This is a genomic window from Citroniella saccharovorans, assembly GCF_035481615.1.
GTDB classification, from domain to species: Bacteria; Bacillota; Clostridia; order Tissierellales; family Peptoniphilaceae; genus Citroniella; species Citroniella saccharovorans.
On sequence record NZ_JAYKOT010000003.1, the window covers coordinates 600435 to 616103 of the forward strand.

Annotated in this window: 14 protein-coding genes and 1 pseudogene; 9 read left to right on the plus strand and 6 right to left on the minus strand. The window is 30.9% G+C overall.

All coding sequences use genetic code 11. From position 1 onward, the window contains the following. Positions 1-114 precede the first annotated feature (114 nt). From tkt to eno, 7 genes and pseudogenes are all read left to right on the plus strand, one after another. Positions 115-2064, plus strand: coding sequence for a transketolase (gene tkt, locus VLK81_RS05240; protein ID WP_324619612.1), 1950 nt, complete (start codon positions 115-117; stop codon positions 2062-2064). Then, positions 2064-2630, plus strand: a complete 567-nt coding sequence (locus tag VLK81_RS05245; RefSeq protein WP_324619613.1) for an SOS response-associated peptidase — start codon at positions 2064-2066, stop codon at positions 2628-2630. The genes tkt and VLK81_RS05245 overlap by 1 nt, the downstream gene beginning before the upstream one ends. 105 nt (positions 2631-2735) lie before the next feature. After that, positions 2736-3737, plus strand: a complete 1002-nt coding sequence (gene gap, locus VLK81_RS05250) for a type I glyceraldehyde-3-phosphate dehydrogenase (RefSeq protein ID WP_324619614.1) — start codon at positions 2736-2738, stop codon at positions 3735-3737. A gap of 59 nt (positions 3738-3796) precedes the next feature. Continuing rightward, positions 3797-4997, plus strand: a pseudogene (locus tag VLK81_RS05255) (phosphoglycerate kinase). A gap of 21 nt (positions 4998-5018) precedes the next feature. After that, positions 5019-5765 carry a triose-phosphate isomerase gene (tpiA, locus tag VLK81_RS05260; protein ID WP_324619615.1) on the plus strand — a complete coding sequence of 249 codons (747 nt, stop codon included), beginning with the start codon at positions 5019-5021 and terminating at the stop codon, positions 5763-5765. 8 nt (positions 5766-5773) lie between these two features. Next, on the plus strand, positions 5774-7312 hold the full coding sequence (gene gpmI, locus VLK81_RS05265) for a 2,3-bisphosphoglycerate-independent phosphoglycerate mutase (RefSeq protein ID WP_324619616.1): 1539 nt from the start codon (positions 5774-5776) through the stop codon (positions 7310-7312). A gap of 1 nt (position 7313) precedes the next feature. Beyond that, positions 7314-8600 carry a phosphopyruvate hydratase gene (gene eno / locus VLK81_RS05270; protein ID WP_324619617.1) on the plus strand — a complete coding sequence of 429 codons (1287 nt, stop codon included), beginning with the start codon at positions 7314-7316 and terminating at the stop codon, positions 8598-8600. A 102-nt stretch (positions 8601-8702) separates the two neighbouring features. On the opposite strand, the gene VLK81_RS05275 is transcribed toward eno, so the two are convergent. The 6 genes from VLK81_RS05275 to VLK81_RS05300 form a co-directional block, all read right to left on the minus strand. Continuing rightward, complete coding sequence (locus tag VLK81_RS05275) at positions 8703-9614, minus strand: hypothetical protein (RefSeq protein WP_324619618.1); 912 nt, start codon at positions 9612-9614, stop codon at positions 8703-8705. A 133-nt stretch (positions 9615-9747) separates the two neighbouring features. After that, the gene (locus VLK81_RS05280) at positions 9748-10509 is read right to left on the minus strand and encodes a hypothetical protein (RefSeq protein WP_324619619.1); all 762 of its coding nucleotides are present in this window, start codon (positions 10507-10509) and stop codon (positions 9748-9750) included. Between the two features lie 140 nt (positions 10510-10649). Further along, a complete protein-coding gene (locus VLK81_RS05285; RefSeq protein ID WP_324619620.1) occupies positions 10650-11000 on the minus strand; it encodes a hypothetical protein in 351 nt (116 codons plus the stop codon). Positions 11001-11340: 340 nt separating this feature from the next. Continuing rightward, positions 11341-11556, minus strand: coding sequence for a hypothetical protein (locus tag VLK81_RS05290; protein WP_324619621.1), 216 nt, complete (start codon positions 11554-11556; stop codon positions 11341-11343). A gap of 101 nt (positions 11557-11657) precedes the next feature. Continuing rightward, a complete protein-coding gene (locus VLK81_RS05295) occupies positions 11658-11870 on the minus strand; it encodes a hypothetical protein (protein ID WP_324619622.1) in 213 nt (70 codons plus the stop codon). Beyond that, positions 11852-13033: an amidase domain-containing protein gene (locus tag VLK81_RS05300; RefSeq protein WP_324619623.1), complete on the minus strand. Its 1182-nt coding sequence runs from the start codon at positions 13031-13033 to the stop codon at positions 11852-11854. Before VLK81_RS05300 ends, VLK81_RS05295 begins: the two co-directional genes overlap by 19 nt. Positions 13034-13230: 197 nt before the next feature. On the opposite strand from VLK81_RS05300, the gene secG reads away from it, so the two are divergent. Together secG and VLK81_RS05310 are read left to right on the plus strand one after the other, a co-directional pair. Further along, the gene (gene secG, locus VLK81_RS05305; RefSeq protein WP_324619624.1) at positions 13231-13455 is read left to right on the plus strand and encodes a preprotein translocase subunit SecG; all 225 of its coding nucleotides are present in this window, start codon (positions 13231-13233) and stop codon (positions 13453-13455) included. Between the two features lie 12 nt (positions 13456-13467). Continuing rightward, the gene (locus tag VLK81_RS05310) at positions 13468-15492 is read left to right on the plus strand and encodes a sodium-translocating pyrophosphatase (protein WP_324619625.1); all 2025 of its coding nucleotides are present in this window, start codon (positions 13468-13470) and stop codon (positions 15490-15492) included. Positions 15493-15669 lie beyond the last annotated feature (177 nt).

The window sequence follows — 15669 nt, forward strand, 5'->3', positions numbered from 1 at the left end:
TTTTTTATTTTGAGCTAATTGTAAAGAAAATATTTTTATATTTTTTATTTTTATTAATTATGTTTTTTATTTTAAATGTGGTAAACTTAAATTGATTAATATAGGGAGGTTTTTATGAATAGAAAAGAGCTAACAATAAATACTATAAGATTACTTTCAGCTGAAATGATTGAAAAAGCAAAATCAGGTCATCCAGGTTTACCTCTAGGTGCTAGTCCTTCTGCTGTCACTCTTTTTGCTGACGCTTTGAAACATAATCCTAAAGATCCAAATTGGTTTGATAGGGACAGGTTTATTTTATCTGCTGGTCATGGTTCAGCCATGCTTTACTCTTTACTTCACGTTTTTGGATATGGACTTTCTAAAGAGGACTTAATGGATTTTAGACAAATAGATTCACTAACTCCAGGTCATCCAGAGTATGGACATACTGTTGGGGTTGAAGCTACAACTGGTCCTTTAGGTCAAGGACTTTCTATGGCAGTTGGTATGGCTATAGCTGAAAAACATTTGGGTGCAAAATTTAACAAAAAAGATTTTAATATTATTGATCATTATACTTATGCTTTAGTTGGCGATGGCTGTCTAATGGAGGGAATTACAAATGAAGCATCTTCTCTAGCTGGTCATTTAGGGCTTTCAAAACTAATTTGCTTATATGACTCCAACAATATTACTATTGAAGGTGATACTGAAATTGCATTTTCTGAGGATGTAAGAAAGAGATATGAAGCTTTAGGATGGCAAACTCTTTATGTAGAAGATGGCAATGATACTCATGCAATTTTAGAAAAAATAAATGAAGCTAAAGCTGACAAAGAAAGACCTAGCCTTATAGTAGTTAGAACTAAGATAGGTTATGGAACTGGAAAAGAAGGAATGTCTAGTGCTCACGGTGAACCTTTAGGTTTAGATAATATAAATCTTTTAAGAAAAAATTTGAAGTGGGACTATGACCAAGAGTTTTTTGTTCCAAATGAAGTTACAGAATATATAGAGGAGCTTCAAGAAAAATTTGAGACGGAAGAAAATAAATGGAAAAAACTTTTTGAAGAATATAAAAAGGTTTATCCAAAAGAAGCAAGTGAGTTAGAAGCTGACATTTGTGGAGATGCAGATGTAAATATTGAAATAGAAAATTCTGAAAAAGCTACAAGAGCTTCTTCTGGAGATGCTCTTAACTATGTTAAAGATTTACTGCCAAATTTATTTGGGGGAAGTGCCGATCTTGGCCCTTCAAACAAGTCTGTAATGAAGGGAGAAGAATATTTTTCAAAGAATAATCCACTTGGAAGGAATTTCCACTTTGGAGTAAGAGAACATGCCATGGCAGCTATTTGTAATGGTATTGCACTTCATGGAGGCCTTATACCTTACTGCGCAACTTTCCTAATCTTTTCAGACTATTTAAAACCTGCTGCAAGGCTTTCAGCTCTTATGGGACTAAGGGTTATTTATATTCTTACTCATGACAGTATAGGTGTTGGGGAAGATGGACCAACTCATCAGCCAATTGAACAGCTTTTAATGCTAAGATCTATTCCTAATATGACTGTTTTTAGACCAGCTGATTGTCTTGAAACTGCTGCAAGTTGGGAAGCTGCTCTTTCAAATAAGAAGGGACCTACTGCTATTTGCCTAACTAGACAAAAGCTAAAGCCAGTTAATTCAAATAAAGAAAATGCAAAACGTGGTGCCTACCCTGTAATAGATGAAAAGGATCCAGATATTATTTTACTTGCTACAGGATCTGAAGTTAATTTATGCGTTGAAGCCGCAAAAGAATTAAAGGGAAAATATAAGATAAAGGTTGTTTCTATGCCTTCTAGGGAAGTTTTTGAAAAGCAAGATAAGTCTTACAGAGAAGAAGTTCTTCCTTCTTCAGTTACTAAGAGATTAGTTGTTGAAGCTGCAAGTCCAATTGGTTGGGAAGGCTATATGAAAGAAGGAAAGATACTTGCTATGAGGTCATTTGGTGCATCTGCTAAGGCAAGCGATCTTATGCTTAAGTTTGGATTTACTAAAGAAAATGTAATAAAACTTGTTGAGGAAATTTTAAGATAATGTGTGGAAGATATGGCCTTGATATATCTTTTAAAAAAATTCTAAATTTTTATGGCTTAGATTATGCTGACTTAGATTTTTCTAAAGAAAAGGAGATTTTTCCAAGCAGCAATAATCTTATATTTGACGGGTCAAAACTTTTTTATGCAAAGTGGGGGTTTGATGTTTCTTTTTCAAAAAAACCTCTTATAAATGCTAGGGCTGAAAGTGTAAATGAAAAGATAACTTTTAGTAAGCATTTTAAAAATTCCAGATGCCTTATACCAGCTACTTATTTTTATGAGTGGAAAGACGATGGAAAACCTAAAAAAACTAAGTATCTAATAAAAGTAAATGAACTAGATATTTTTTCCTTAGCTGGAATTTTTAGAAAAAATGAAGATAAAATAGAATATTTAATTCTAACGACCGCTTCAAAAGGCACAATGAAAGATTATCATTCAAGGATGCCAGTTATTTTAGATAGAGAAAATGGGGCTATATTTTTAAATGAAAATAATATAAATAAAAATTTACAATTTATAAATTCTGTAAATGATGGTAATTATAAATTTGTTAAGATTTAATTTAAGACGATTTTACTTTAATCTAGATACTAGAGTTTTTCCTATAAAATAGGGTATAATAGATATGTAAATAAATCAAAATAAACTTTTAGGAGGAGATAATTAATGAAAGTTGCTATTAGTGGATTTGGAAGAATCGGAAGAGATGTAGCTAGAATTATTTTTGAAGAAAAAATTGAAGACTTGGAGCTTGTAGCTATTAATATTACTGGTAAACCAGAACAAGAAGCTCTATTATTTAAGTATGATTCACTTTATGGAAAATTTGATGGTGAAATTGAATTAAAAGATGACTATTTTATAATCAACGGCAAGAAGGTTAAATTAGTTTCTGATAGAGATCCAGCTAATCTTCCTTGGAAAGAACTTGGAGTAGATTTAGTTATTGATTCAACTGGTGCATTTAAAGATCATGAAGGACTTTCTAAACATATCAAAGCAGGAGCTAAAAAAGTTATTATTACTGCTCCAGCTAAAAATCCAGACAAGACTATTGTTATGGGAGTAAATGAAGAAAAATACAATAAGGATGAAGATAATATTATTTCAAATGCTTCATGCACAACTAACTGTCTAGCTCCACTTACTAAGGTTATACTTGAAAAATTTGGAATTGTTAAGGGACTTATGACTACAGTTCACGCATATACTGGAGATCAAAATATCCATGATAACAAACATAAAAAAGATCCAAGAAGAGCAAGAGCTGCAGCACTTTCAATCGTTCCAACAACTACTGGAGCAGCAAAGGCAGTAGCTGAAGTTATACCAGAAGTTAAGGGTAAACTTGACGGATATGCTTTAAGAGTTCCAACTCCTACTGTTTCTATAGTTGATGTTACTTTTGAACTTGAAAAAGAAGCAAGTGCAGAAGAAATTAACGCAGCTTTAAAAGAAGCTAGCGAAGGTAAGATGAAGGGAATTTTAGGATTTTCTGAGGAACCTCTTGTATCAATTGATTTCCAAGGAGATCCACGTTCTTCAATTATAGACCCAGCTTTAACTAAAGTTAATGGAAACATGGCTAAAATTGTATCTTGGTATGATAATGAATGGGGATATTCATATAGAGTAGTTGACCTTGCAAGATATATTGCAACAAGATAATAAATTTAAAAGCCTAGCTTTCTTATAGCTAGGCTTTATTTTTACTAGGAGGATTATATATGCTTAATAAAAAAACTGTTGAAGATTTAGAGCTTAATGGGAAAAAAGTTTTAGTTAGGGTTGACTTTAACGTTCCTATGACAAAAACTGAACCATATAAAGTTACCGATAATAAAAGAATTGTTTCAAGTCTAAAAACTATTAATTATCTTTTAGAAAAGGGAGCTACAGTTGTTCTAATGAGTCACCTTGGAAGACCTAAGGGAGAAGCAAATAAAAAATATTCATTAGAGCCTGTTTGTAAGGAACTTGAAAAACTTTTAAATAGAGAAGTTAAATTTTTAGATTCAGATCTTGTTATAGATGATATTATAAAAGAAAAAATAAAAAATCTAGAAAATAATTCAATAGCTCTTCTACAAAATACAAGATTTAGAAAAGAAGAAGAAAAAAATGATGAAAATTTTGCTAAGGATTTAGCTGAAGGATTTGATTATTATGTAAATGATGCATTTGGAACAAGCCATAGGGCACACGCTTCAAATGTTGGTGTTTCTAAATATTTAGATTCAGCTATTGGATTTTTAATTGAAAAAGAAATAGGAATTATGGGTAAAGCTTTAGAAGATCCTGAAAGACCATTTTTAGCTATTTTAGGTGGAGCAAAGGTTTCAGATAAAATAAGTGTAATTGAGTCCTTACTAGAAAAAGTTGACTCTATAATTATTGGTGGAGCTATGGCATTTACATTCTTAAAGTCTAAGGGATATGAAGTTGGAAAATCTTTAGTTGAAGAAGATAAGATAGGCGTTGCTAAAGATATTCTAAAAAAGGCAGAAGAGAAAAAATGTTAACCTTTATCTTCCAATAGATTTTATAGTATCAGAATCTATTGAAAACGATAAGGATGTTGAAGTTTTTGATGCTAGAGAAATCCCTGGAGATAAAATGGGCCTTGATATAGGACCTAAGTCTATCGAAGAATTTTCAAATGTTATAAGAAAAAGTAAAACTATAGTATGGAATGGACCTATGGGAGTTTTTGAAGTAGAAGCTTTTAGCAAGGGTACTTTTGCTCTAGCGAGAGCTCTTAAAGAATCAGGTGGGGTAACTATAGTTGGTGGAGGAGACTCTGCTTCTGCTATTGAAAAATCAGGATATGAAGACTATATAACCCACGTTTCAACAGGTGGAGGAGCCAGCTTAGAATTTTTGGAAGGTAAAGAGCTTCCTGGCATAGCTGCAATTCAAGATAAATAAAAGATTATTTAAGAGGTAGATATGGAAAGAAGACCAATAATAGCCGGAAATTGGAAGATGAATTTAACTAACTCAGAATCTATCAAATTTCTGGACCAAATTTTTCAAATGAGTTTAAGTGATAATGTAGAAAAAATTATATATGCACCAAGTTTATTTTTAAAAGATATGATAGAAAAGGTAACTACAAGTGGAATTATTGTAGGGGCAGAGAATTGTTATTATGAAGATAAGGGAGCTTATACGGGAGAAATATCCCCACTAATGTTAAAAGATATAGATTGTTTGGACTGCTTAATAGGTCATTCTGAAAGAAGGGAAATTTTTAAAGAGGATGACAGATTAATTAATAAAAAAATAAAAGCACTTATTAAACATGGAATTAGGCCGCTACTATGCGTTGGTGAAAGTAGTAGTGAAAAAGATGCTGGATTAACTAAGGATAAAGTTAAAGTTCAAATAGAAAGTGCTTTTGAAGGGCTAAGTAGAGATGATTTAAAAGATATTATTATAGCTTATGAACCTATATGGGCAATAGGAACTGGGATTACACCTACTAGCTCTGAAGCTGAAGAAACTATCAAATATATTAGGGATGTTATCAGAGGAATTCATGGAGATTTAGCTGATAGTATAAGGATTCTTTATGGCGGATCAGTTAAACCTGATAATATTGAAAGTTTTATGGCTGAAGAAAATATAGATGGAGCTTTAGTTGGTGGAGCTAGCCTAAATCCAACAAGCTATAGCGCTCTAGTAAATTATTAGGAGTTACAATGCAAAAGGCAATGTTAGTTATATTGGATGGATTTGGAATTGGTAAAGATTATGAGGGAAATTGTATAAGCCTTGCTGATACAAGCACATTCGATATGTTAGTTAAAAATTACCCTCATACAAGTATAAAAGCTTCTGGGCTCGCAGTTGGCCTTCCAGATGGACAAATGGGAAATTCTGAAGTAGGTCATTTAAATATTGGAGCCGGTAGGGTAATTTATCAAGATTTTACAAAAATTAATAGGGATATAGAAACTGGAGAGTTTTTTAAAAAAGAAAAATTCTTACAGGCAATTGAACACGCTAAAAGAAATGGCAGTAAACTTCATCTTATGGGACTTGTGTCTAAAGGTGGAGTTCACTCTCACATGGACCATCTTTTTGCTCTTTTAGATCTTGCAAAAGAAAAAAACTTCAAAAATATTGTTATTCATGCCTTTTTAGATGGCAGAGATGTACTTCCAAATAGTGGAGCAAATGATATAAAAGAGTTAGAAGAAAAGATAAATGAATTGGGATTTGCTAAGCTAGCTACTATTTCTGGAAGATATTATGCTATGGACAGGGATAGGAGATATGAGAGAACTAAGATGGTTTATGATTTATTAACCATTGGAAGTGATGATTTTAAAGAAGATCCTATAAGCACTATAAAAGATTCATACGATAGGGGAGTTTTTGATGAGTTTGTAGTTCCTTTTGCCTCATATAATTTAAATGACTACGATTATAGGATTTGTGATAAAGATTCAGTTATTTTCTTTAATTTTAGACCAGATAGGGCAAGACAGCTTTCCCATGCAATACTTGATGAGGATTTTGATGGTTTTGAAAGAACAAAAATAGTAAAAGATTTATTTTTTGTTTGCATGACTCCTTATGATCCAACTCTAAAAAATGTTCAAATAGCTTATCCAAAAGAAACTTATAAAAATACACTTGGAGAATATATATCTAAAAAGGGACTTAAGCAACTCAGAATTGCAGAAACTGAAAAATATGCACACGTGACATTTTTCTTTAATGGCGGAGTAGAAAAAGCAAATGAAGGAGAAGATAGGATATTAATTAATTCTCCAAAGGTTGCAACTTACGATTTAAAACCCGAAATGAGTGCTTATGAAGTAACTGAAAATGTAGTAAAAGAAATGAATAAATCTAAGTATGAACTAATAATTCTTAATTTTGCAAACACAGATATGGTTGGTCATACTGGATCTATACCAGCTACTATCAAAGCTGTAGAAACTGTAATGGAGTGTTTAAAGAATATATTAAAGGCGGCAGATGATAATGATTATGAGCTTTTAATAACTGCTGATCATGGAAATGCAGAAAGACTAATTGATGAACAAACGGGAGGACCATATACTGCTCATACTACCAATCCTGTACCTGTTATCTACTATACTAAAAAGAAAGTTAAGTTAAGACAGGGTGGAGCTCTTATGGATTTAGCACCAACATTATTAGATATTATGGGACTTGAAAGTCCAATTGAATTTGAAGGAAGATCACTAATAGAAAGGAAGAATTAAAATGAGTGAAATAATTGATGTAAATGCTCTTGAAGTTTTAGACTCAAGGGGAAATCCAACAGTAGAAGTTGAAATACTTTTAGAAAGCGGAGCAAAGGGAAGGGCAATTGTTCCTTCTGGAGCTTCAACTGGAGCTTTTGAAGCTGTAGAATTAAGAGATGGAGATAAGTCAAGATATCTTGGTAAGGGAGTTGAAAAAGCTGTAGATAATGTAAATACAATTATAGCTGATGAAATTCTTGGACTAGAATCAAATGATCAAGTTGGAATAGATAACTTACTAATAAATCTTGATGGTACAGAAAACAAGGGCAAATTAGGAGCTAATGCAATTCTTGGAGTATCTATGGCACTAGCAAGAGCAAATGCAGATGAACTAGGTCTAGATCTTTATGAGTATATTGGTGGAGTTAATGGAAAAGTTCTTCCAGTTCCAATGATGAATATTTTAAATGGTGGAGCACATGCAGATAATAATGTTGATATTCAAGAATTTATGGTAATGCCAGTTGGAGCTAAATCTTTTAAAGAGGCTTTAAGAATGGGATCAGAAATTTTTCATAGCTTAAAGTCAGTTCTAAAAGAAAGAGGACATCAAACAGCAGTTGGTGATGAAGGTGGTTTTGCACCAAATCTTAAATCAAATGAAGAAGCACTTGAAACAATTGTTGAAGCAATTAGAAAAGCTGGTTACAAAGATGGAGAAGATGTAAAGATAGCTTTAGATGTTGCAGCTACAGAACTTTTCAAGGATGGAAAGTATGTATTAGATGGGGAAGGAAAAACTCTTTCAGCTGATGAATTATCTGACTTTTATGAAAAATTAGTAGAAAAATATCCTATAATTTCCATTGAAGACCCATTTGCAGAAGAAGATTGGGAAGCTTGGGTTAAATTTACTGAAAAATTAGGATCTAAAATTCAAATTGTCGGTGATGATCTTTATGTAACCAACACAAAAAGACTTGAAAAAGGAATCCAAAATAAAGCAAGTAATGCTATTCTTATAAAGCTTAATCAAATTGGTACGATTACAGAAACTCTAGATGCAATTGAAATGGCTAAGAAAGCTGGATTTACAGCTATAGTATCTCATAGGTCTGGAGAAAGTGAAGACTCTACTATAGCAGACCTTGCAGTAGGAGTAAATGCTGGACAAATTAAAACAGGAGCGCCTTCAAGAACAGATAGAACTGCTAAGTACAATCAGCTTCTAAGGATAGAGAATTCTTTAGATTTTAGGGCAGAGTTCCTAGGTGAAAAAGCATTTTACAACATTAAAAAATAAAAAATCAAATAAAAAGTCCCTCAAAGAATTTTTTCTTAGAGGGACTATTTTTAACTTCTAAAATTCTACTGAAAAAAATTTTATAGAATTTTTTAAAGAGTTCTAATTCTGAAATTTGAACTTTGGATAATCTCTTTTTCCGCCAAAAAATGATGACAAGGCATCAACTTCTTCTTTATCAGAAAAAGGATTAGCATAGACAATTAAATAATCATCTAATGAATTTTCTTCATTTGTTTTAAAAATAAATTTATAGGCTAAGAAATATTTTTCGTTTGATAAATTATAATCAAATTTAGTAGAACCTGGGTAAATTTGATTTTCATTAGAAAAAACTTCCCAATTTATAGATGTGCAAATTAGTTCCTTATGAATTAATTCTTTATTTTTAAATTCTTGCTGATTTTTATCAACTTTTTCTAAAGCTTCATCCATAGATTGTAATTTTTTCTTTGAAAGTTCATCATCTTCAATATCTCTTATCTTAACAATCTTATTTATGGTATCTTTTGTTCTACTTATAATATAGCCTGAGCCTATATTTACAAAGTCATTATTTTTTACATATAGTAATGTATCTTGAGATTTTTCATAGTATATTCTCAAATCTCCTAAAAGCTTGGAGGAAATAAGGCCTTCTATATGATCTACTCCATCTGAAGCTAGGGGATTTTTTATATCTACGTAAACTATTTTTTTGTTATTGTCTAAGATAACTATACTGCCACTTTTAGACTGATATATTTTATCTCCATTTTTATATACTTCAACAGTTGGAGTAGAAGCATAAGGCATTTCATTTGAAGAATCATGTTCATTATCTTTATTAAGTTTTTTGCCTAATTCATCAAGCTTTCCATCACTAATTTTAATAAATTCTTCATTTGATATATATTTTTTGAATGCCTCATACTCTTCTTTTGAAATATTATTTTTTAAATTGTCTTTACTGCAAGAAATCAGAAAAGTACAAGAAAAAATAATAAAAGCAATAAGTAAAATTCTATTTTTCATATAATCTCCTTGAGTATAATTTAATATAAATAAATGGACAGGTTTTTTATTCAATATAAATTATTTTTTTTAATGTTATTTATTGTTATTCTCATTTAAATTTTAAATTTTAGACTAGTTATAATCTTTATAATTAATCTAGTGAAATACATTTATCTATTGGACCAGAGAAAAATTTTGCTTTAGCTTCTAATTCTTCTGAAGCTTTTTCTATACACTTTAACTGAATTTCTTTTAGTGATTTTTCATCTTTTTTAGATAAAGAAATTTTTGCTTCTTTTGCAAAATTTTGGTCTAAACTTTTTGTATAAGGAATTTCTTCTGATAATTCAATCTCTTTTCTTCCATTTATTCCATAATCTTTGTTAAAATAGCATGAAGTTCTATCTATTAAATCTATTAATAAGATTTTTCCTTCTATAACTTCAAATTTTAGAATTATATCTGTTAGATCAGTACCACATTCTTTGGTTTCTTCATCAAAATCAAATTTCGTTTTAAAAATCTTTTCAGCTTTAGTTGTTAAAGTGTAAATATTATTTTCAACTCTCGAAATTTTTAAATCTTTTGCATAATGAATATATGATCCAAGATATGGAGTACCACTTTTTTTACTATCTTCTACTAAGAGATTATCATAGTTAAGCCTTACTCTCATTTCTTCATTGAAAAGCATGTTATCTTCTTTTAAAAATTCTTCTTTAAAAGAATTATAGTCTGTGTACTCTTTAGCGTTCCAATATCTTTCCAAAAAATATTTTGCTCTAGTTAAAACTTCTTCTTCCTTATCCAAATTGTCAGATAGCTTACTTAAATCGCTATTAGCAAATACATAAGAGAGGCTAAGTGTCATTACAGCTACTAAAAATAATGCTATAATTCTCTTCGCTTTCATTTAAACCTCCTAAATGGTAACCTGTCCATTTATTTATATTTTATCATATATAAGCTATTTTAAATTAGTTCACTTACTTTTCTTTGTTAAGATTAAAAGATAATCTAACAATTTAAAAATATTTAGTCATACTAATGATTTTATTTTCTATTGAAGTCAAACTCAGGATAATTAGTATTAATATCTACAAAACTAAGCCAGCTATAAACCTCATCATTGTATGGATTGGTATATACAATAACATATTCATAGTTATTATTTTCTATAAGATATTTAAAAGCTAGTCTATAGGTTAGAAAATAGTTTTTATTGTCTAAATTGTTTGTGAACTTTACTGAACCGGGCTGAGAAGAATAGCCATCTAAAAATCTAATCATATCTGAATTTGTTAAAAGAATTTCTTCACTTAGATAATCTGCATTTTCAAATAGCTTTAGAGAGGAAAGTGCTTTTTTGGATTCTTCTATTGTGTGGAGATTTTCTTCTGGCATTTTAGTTTCTTCAACGTCTCTAATCTTTATTATTTTATTTATTGTTGTGTTAGTTTTTTCAACTATTAAAGCAGAGCCAAGGTTAATAAGGTCATCATTTTTTACATATACATTTGTTCTATTATCCTTCTTAAAGTAAAGTTTATAGTCTCCTAAAATCTTTGATGAAATTAATTCTTCTACATTTTCTCTATCATTAGAAGCTAGGGGGGACTTTAAGTCTACATAAACTATTTTTTTATTTTCATCTAATATAACTATACTATTTTTTAGGGACTTGTAAATGCTATCTCCCTCTTTAAAAACTTCTATACTTGGAAGCTTATCAATATTATTTTCGTTATCTTCTTTTTTTCTTATATTCTTTATTTATCGAATTTCCTAAAGTTTTTTCTTCAATTTTACTAGCCTTTATAAATAAATCATCAGAAATATTATTTTTAAAAATTTCATAGTCTTCTTTACTGAGGTCATCTTCAAGACTTTCTTTTTTACACGAAATAAGTGAAAAACTTGTCATTAGAAGGATGAATAATAATAGGATATTTTTTTTCATATTATAACTCCTTTTTTATGTGTTAAAATTATAACTAAAGATAAAAGGACTGGATGTTTTTATTTAGAATTTATATTTTAATAGGTCAAAGGATAGTTCAATTAGTATCTATACTTTAGGTTCAAACCAACAGATTTATCGAATGTAGATTCTAGTAATTTTTTAGCTAGTGAGTAATCTTTTTGATTTTCTGTGTGGGCACAAATTCTAGCTCTATTTTTACCGCCTTCATCTGTAACAACTAAAGTATGTCTAGCATCACCATTATTTGATCCATTTTCATTGCATAAGAAAACTAAGTCTCCTGGATACATGGCTCATATTCTCCTCTATAAAACCATGCTGATCTCCAGTAAATTGGTCCTCTTTTTCCATAGGATTTAGTGTTATTTATAATAAACTCTTTAAGCTGTTTTGCATATGCCCAAGCTCCTGACATTTTTGTGCCTCCACGTAGTGCAAACCATTCTTCGGGAACTCCTACCAAATCTATATTGGTTGATGAAAAAGGAACGCCAGCTTCATGGAGAACTTGTGAAGCAAAGTTTGCACAATCATTACCAGGAATATATTCATATCTAGCATCATCACAGTATGGAGCTGTCTGTGCCCATCTTCTAGCATAGTTCCTAGCTTTTGTCCTATCTAATTCATAGCTACCGCTTCTCATTGAAATAAATTCATCAAAAGAGTTATTATATTCTTCTTTACTATCTGAAGGATCACCTTGTAGATACATCTTGTGTTGAATCATTATTCGATTTTGAAGTCTTTCTGAAGATAGTTTAATATTTTCAAGTTGAAGTCTTAACATTTCTTCTTTTGAACAATTGCTTGAAATATATATATATTCTTCTTCTGGATATTCAACACGAAGATCTTTGTTATATGGGATAAAATCTTTATCTATTTCTCTATTCTTATTTAGTTCTTCTATACACCTACTCTTATTAAAATAATGTGACATTCCATCATATAGATTTATCAAATAAGCATTTTCTCCTTCTACTTGGAAGATAAGATATACATCCCTATCATCTGAACCAAAGTCCCTAACTTCACCATTATCCATCATTTTTGAATATTTTTCAGCTTTAGCATATAATGTATAGGTGTTACCAGTAACATTTACAATTTTTAAATCTTCATAGAATTTTACGTAAGAACCTAAGTAAGGACTATTTTCAAAAGCCGTTTCTTCACATCTAAGGTTATCGAAATTTAGCCTGGCTCTCATTTCTTCATTAAATAGGATATTATCTTCTTTTAGATATTTTTCTTTAAAAGAATCATAGTCGGTGTATTCTTTAGCATTCCAATATCTTTCTAAGAAAAATTTTCCTTTTTCTAGAAGATCATTTTCTACATTTTCCAAAGAAACTTTTGAATCGATAGTTTTTTCACTAGCGAGGCTTGGACCAATGTTTAAGGCGAGTGAAAATACTAGAACAAGTGATATTAATTTTTTTAAATTCATTTTTTTCCTCCGTTTTCTTTATCCAGTCCTTCTATTTATATTATACTACTAAAATACATCGTCTAACATTACAATTTCATTACAATTTAGATTCTAAATATTTAAAAAGATCATAAAAAGTTTTAATCTTGAAAATAAATCAACTTTATGATAAAATTTATTGAGTATAAAATAAGGGAAAAAAGGGAGGTTTGAAGATGAGTACGTTTTTTACAGTTTTATTACTTTTAGCAAGTATAGTTATAATTGTAGCTGTTCTAATGACTGAACCAAAGACTCAAGGATTAGGTTCTTCTTATGGACAAGACACAAATATATTCGGTCATGGCGGTAAAAGATCTAAGGATTTTATTCTTAATAAAGTAATCGTTGGAGCTTTTATTATATTTTTAATATCTGCTGTTGTTGTTACAGCATTATAGGAGGAGACAAGCTTGGATAACAATTTAATTTTTTATCTAGCAATTGCCGTTGGGGCACTTGCACTTATTTTCGCTTTAGCTAAATCTAGCCAAATTGGAAAGCTTTCAAGCGGAGATGACAGAATGAAAGAATTAGCTGGCTATATTCATGATGGAGCTATGGCATTTCTATCTAGAGAATATAAGTCTTTAACAATATTCGTTCTTGTTGTAGCTATTATTCTTGGTATTTTTATTAATATAAAAACAGCTATTGTATTTATTTTTGGAGCACTTTTTTCTGTTTTAGCTGGTTATATAGGAATGAATGCTGCTACAAAAGCTAATGTTAGAACTGCTCAAGCCGCTAAAGAAAAAGGAATGGCTGGAGCCTTAAATGTGGCATTTTCTGGCGGAGCTGTAATGGGTATGTGCGTTGTAGGACTTGGAATTATTGGTATAACTGCATCTTATTTAATTTTTAAAGACCCTAATATAGTTACAGGATTTAGCTTCGGTGCATCTTCAATTGCTCTTTTTGCTAGAGTTGGTGGAGGTATTTACACAAAAGCAGCCGATGTTGGAGCAGACCTAGTAGGTAAGGTTGAAGCTGGTATACCAGAAGACGACCCAAGAAACCCAGCTGTTATTGCTGATAACGTAGGAGATAATGTAGGAGACGTTGCTGGAATGGGAGCGGACCTTTTTGAATCTTATGTTGGAGCAATTTTATCTGGTATTACTTTAGGTGTTTTAGCTTATCAAGGAAGCACAGATGGAGTTTTCTTTGTTATTGCTCTTTCTGCTATTGGAGTTTTAGCTTCAATAATTTCTGTTTTTACAGTTAGAGGAGATAAAGATCCTCAAAAAGCACTTAATGTTGGAACTTTTTCAGCAGCTATTATAACTATCGTTGCTACATTTATTTTAAGTTATTTTAAACTTGAAAGTTTAAAACCATTTGTAGCTGTAGTATCAGGAATAGTTGTTGGTCTTATTATTTCATCATTTACTGAATATTATACATCTGGGGACAAGAAACCTGTTCAAAATATTGCTGAGGAATCTGAAACTGGTCCTTCTACAAATATTATCTCAGGTTTAGCTGTTGGTATGAAGTCAACTACTGGCCCAATTGTTGTTATAGCTATTGGTATTATTGTAGCTTTCATGTCAATGGGTGGAGCTAATGACCCAATTTATGGACTTTATGGTATAGCAATAGCAGCTATAGGTATGCTTTCAACTTGCGGTATGACTATTGCAGTTGACGCTTATGGTCCTATAGCAGATAATGCTGGTGGTATTGCTGAAATGGCTGAGCTTCCTGAATCTGTTAGAGATATAACTGATAAACTTGACTCAGTTGGAAATACTACTGCTGCTATTGGTAAAGGTTTTGCAATAGGTTCTGCAGCTTTAACTGCACTATCACTATTTGCATCTTACACTCAAGTTGTTCAGCTAACTTCAATTGATATTTCTAAGCCACAAGTTATTGCAGGAACATTTATTGGTGGTATGTTACCATTTTTATTCTCAGCACTTACTATGGACGCTGTAGGTAAAGCTGCTAATGAAATGATTCAAGAAGTTAGAAGACAATTTAAAGAAAAACCAGGCATTATGAAGGGATCTGAAAAGCCAGACTATAAGAGATGTGTTGACATTTCTACAGCTGCTGCTATCAAAGAAATGATAGTACCAGGACTTTTAGCTGTTGTAGTTCCAGTTATAGTTGGACTTGTTTTAGGAGCTGAAGCTCTTGGAGGACTTTTAGGTGGATCTTTAGTAACTGGTGTTTTAATGGCAATCTTTATGTCAAACTCTGGTGGAGCTTGGGATAATGCTAAGAAATATATAGAAAGTGGAAAGCATGGCGGAAAAGGATCAGATGCTCATGCAGCTGCTGTTATTGGAGATACAGTAGGGGATCCATTTAAAGATACTTCTGGACCATCTCTAAATATTCTTATTAAACTGATGACTGTAGTTGCTTTAATATTTGCTCCACTTATTTTACAATATGGCGGAACTCTACTAAACATATTTAAATAATTAAAGCTTATTTGCTTATTTTAAAATCGGTCTAATATAAATAATTTAGACCGATTTTTACTTTTTATAAATCTATTATTAATAAAGTGAATATTTTTTAGTAAGAATTAAATAAATCTTTTATTATATGGGTATAAAAAGATTGTAGACTGCCATTTACATATAGAAAGGAATACT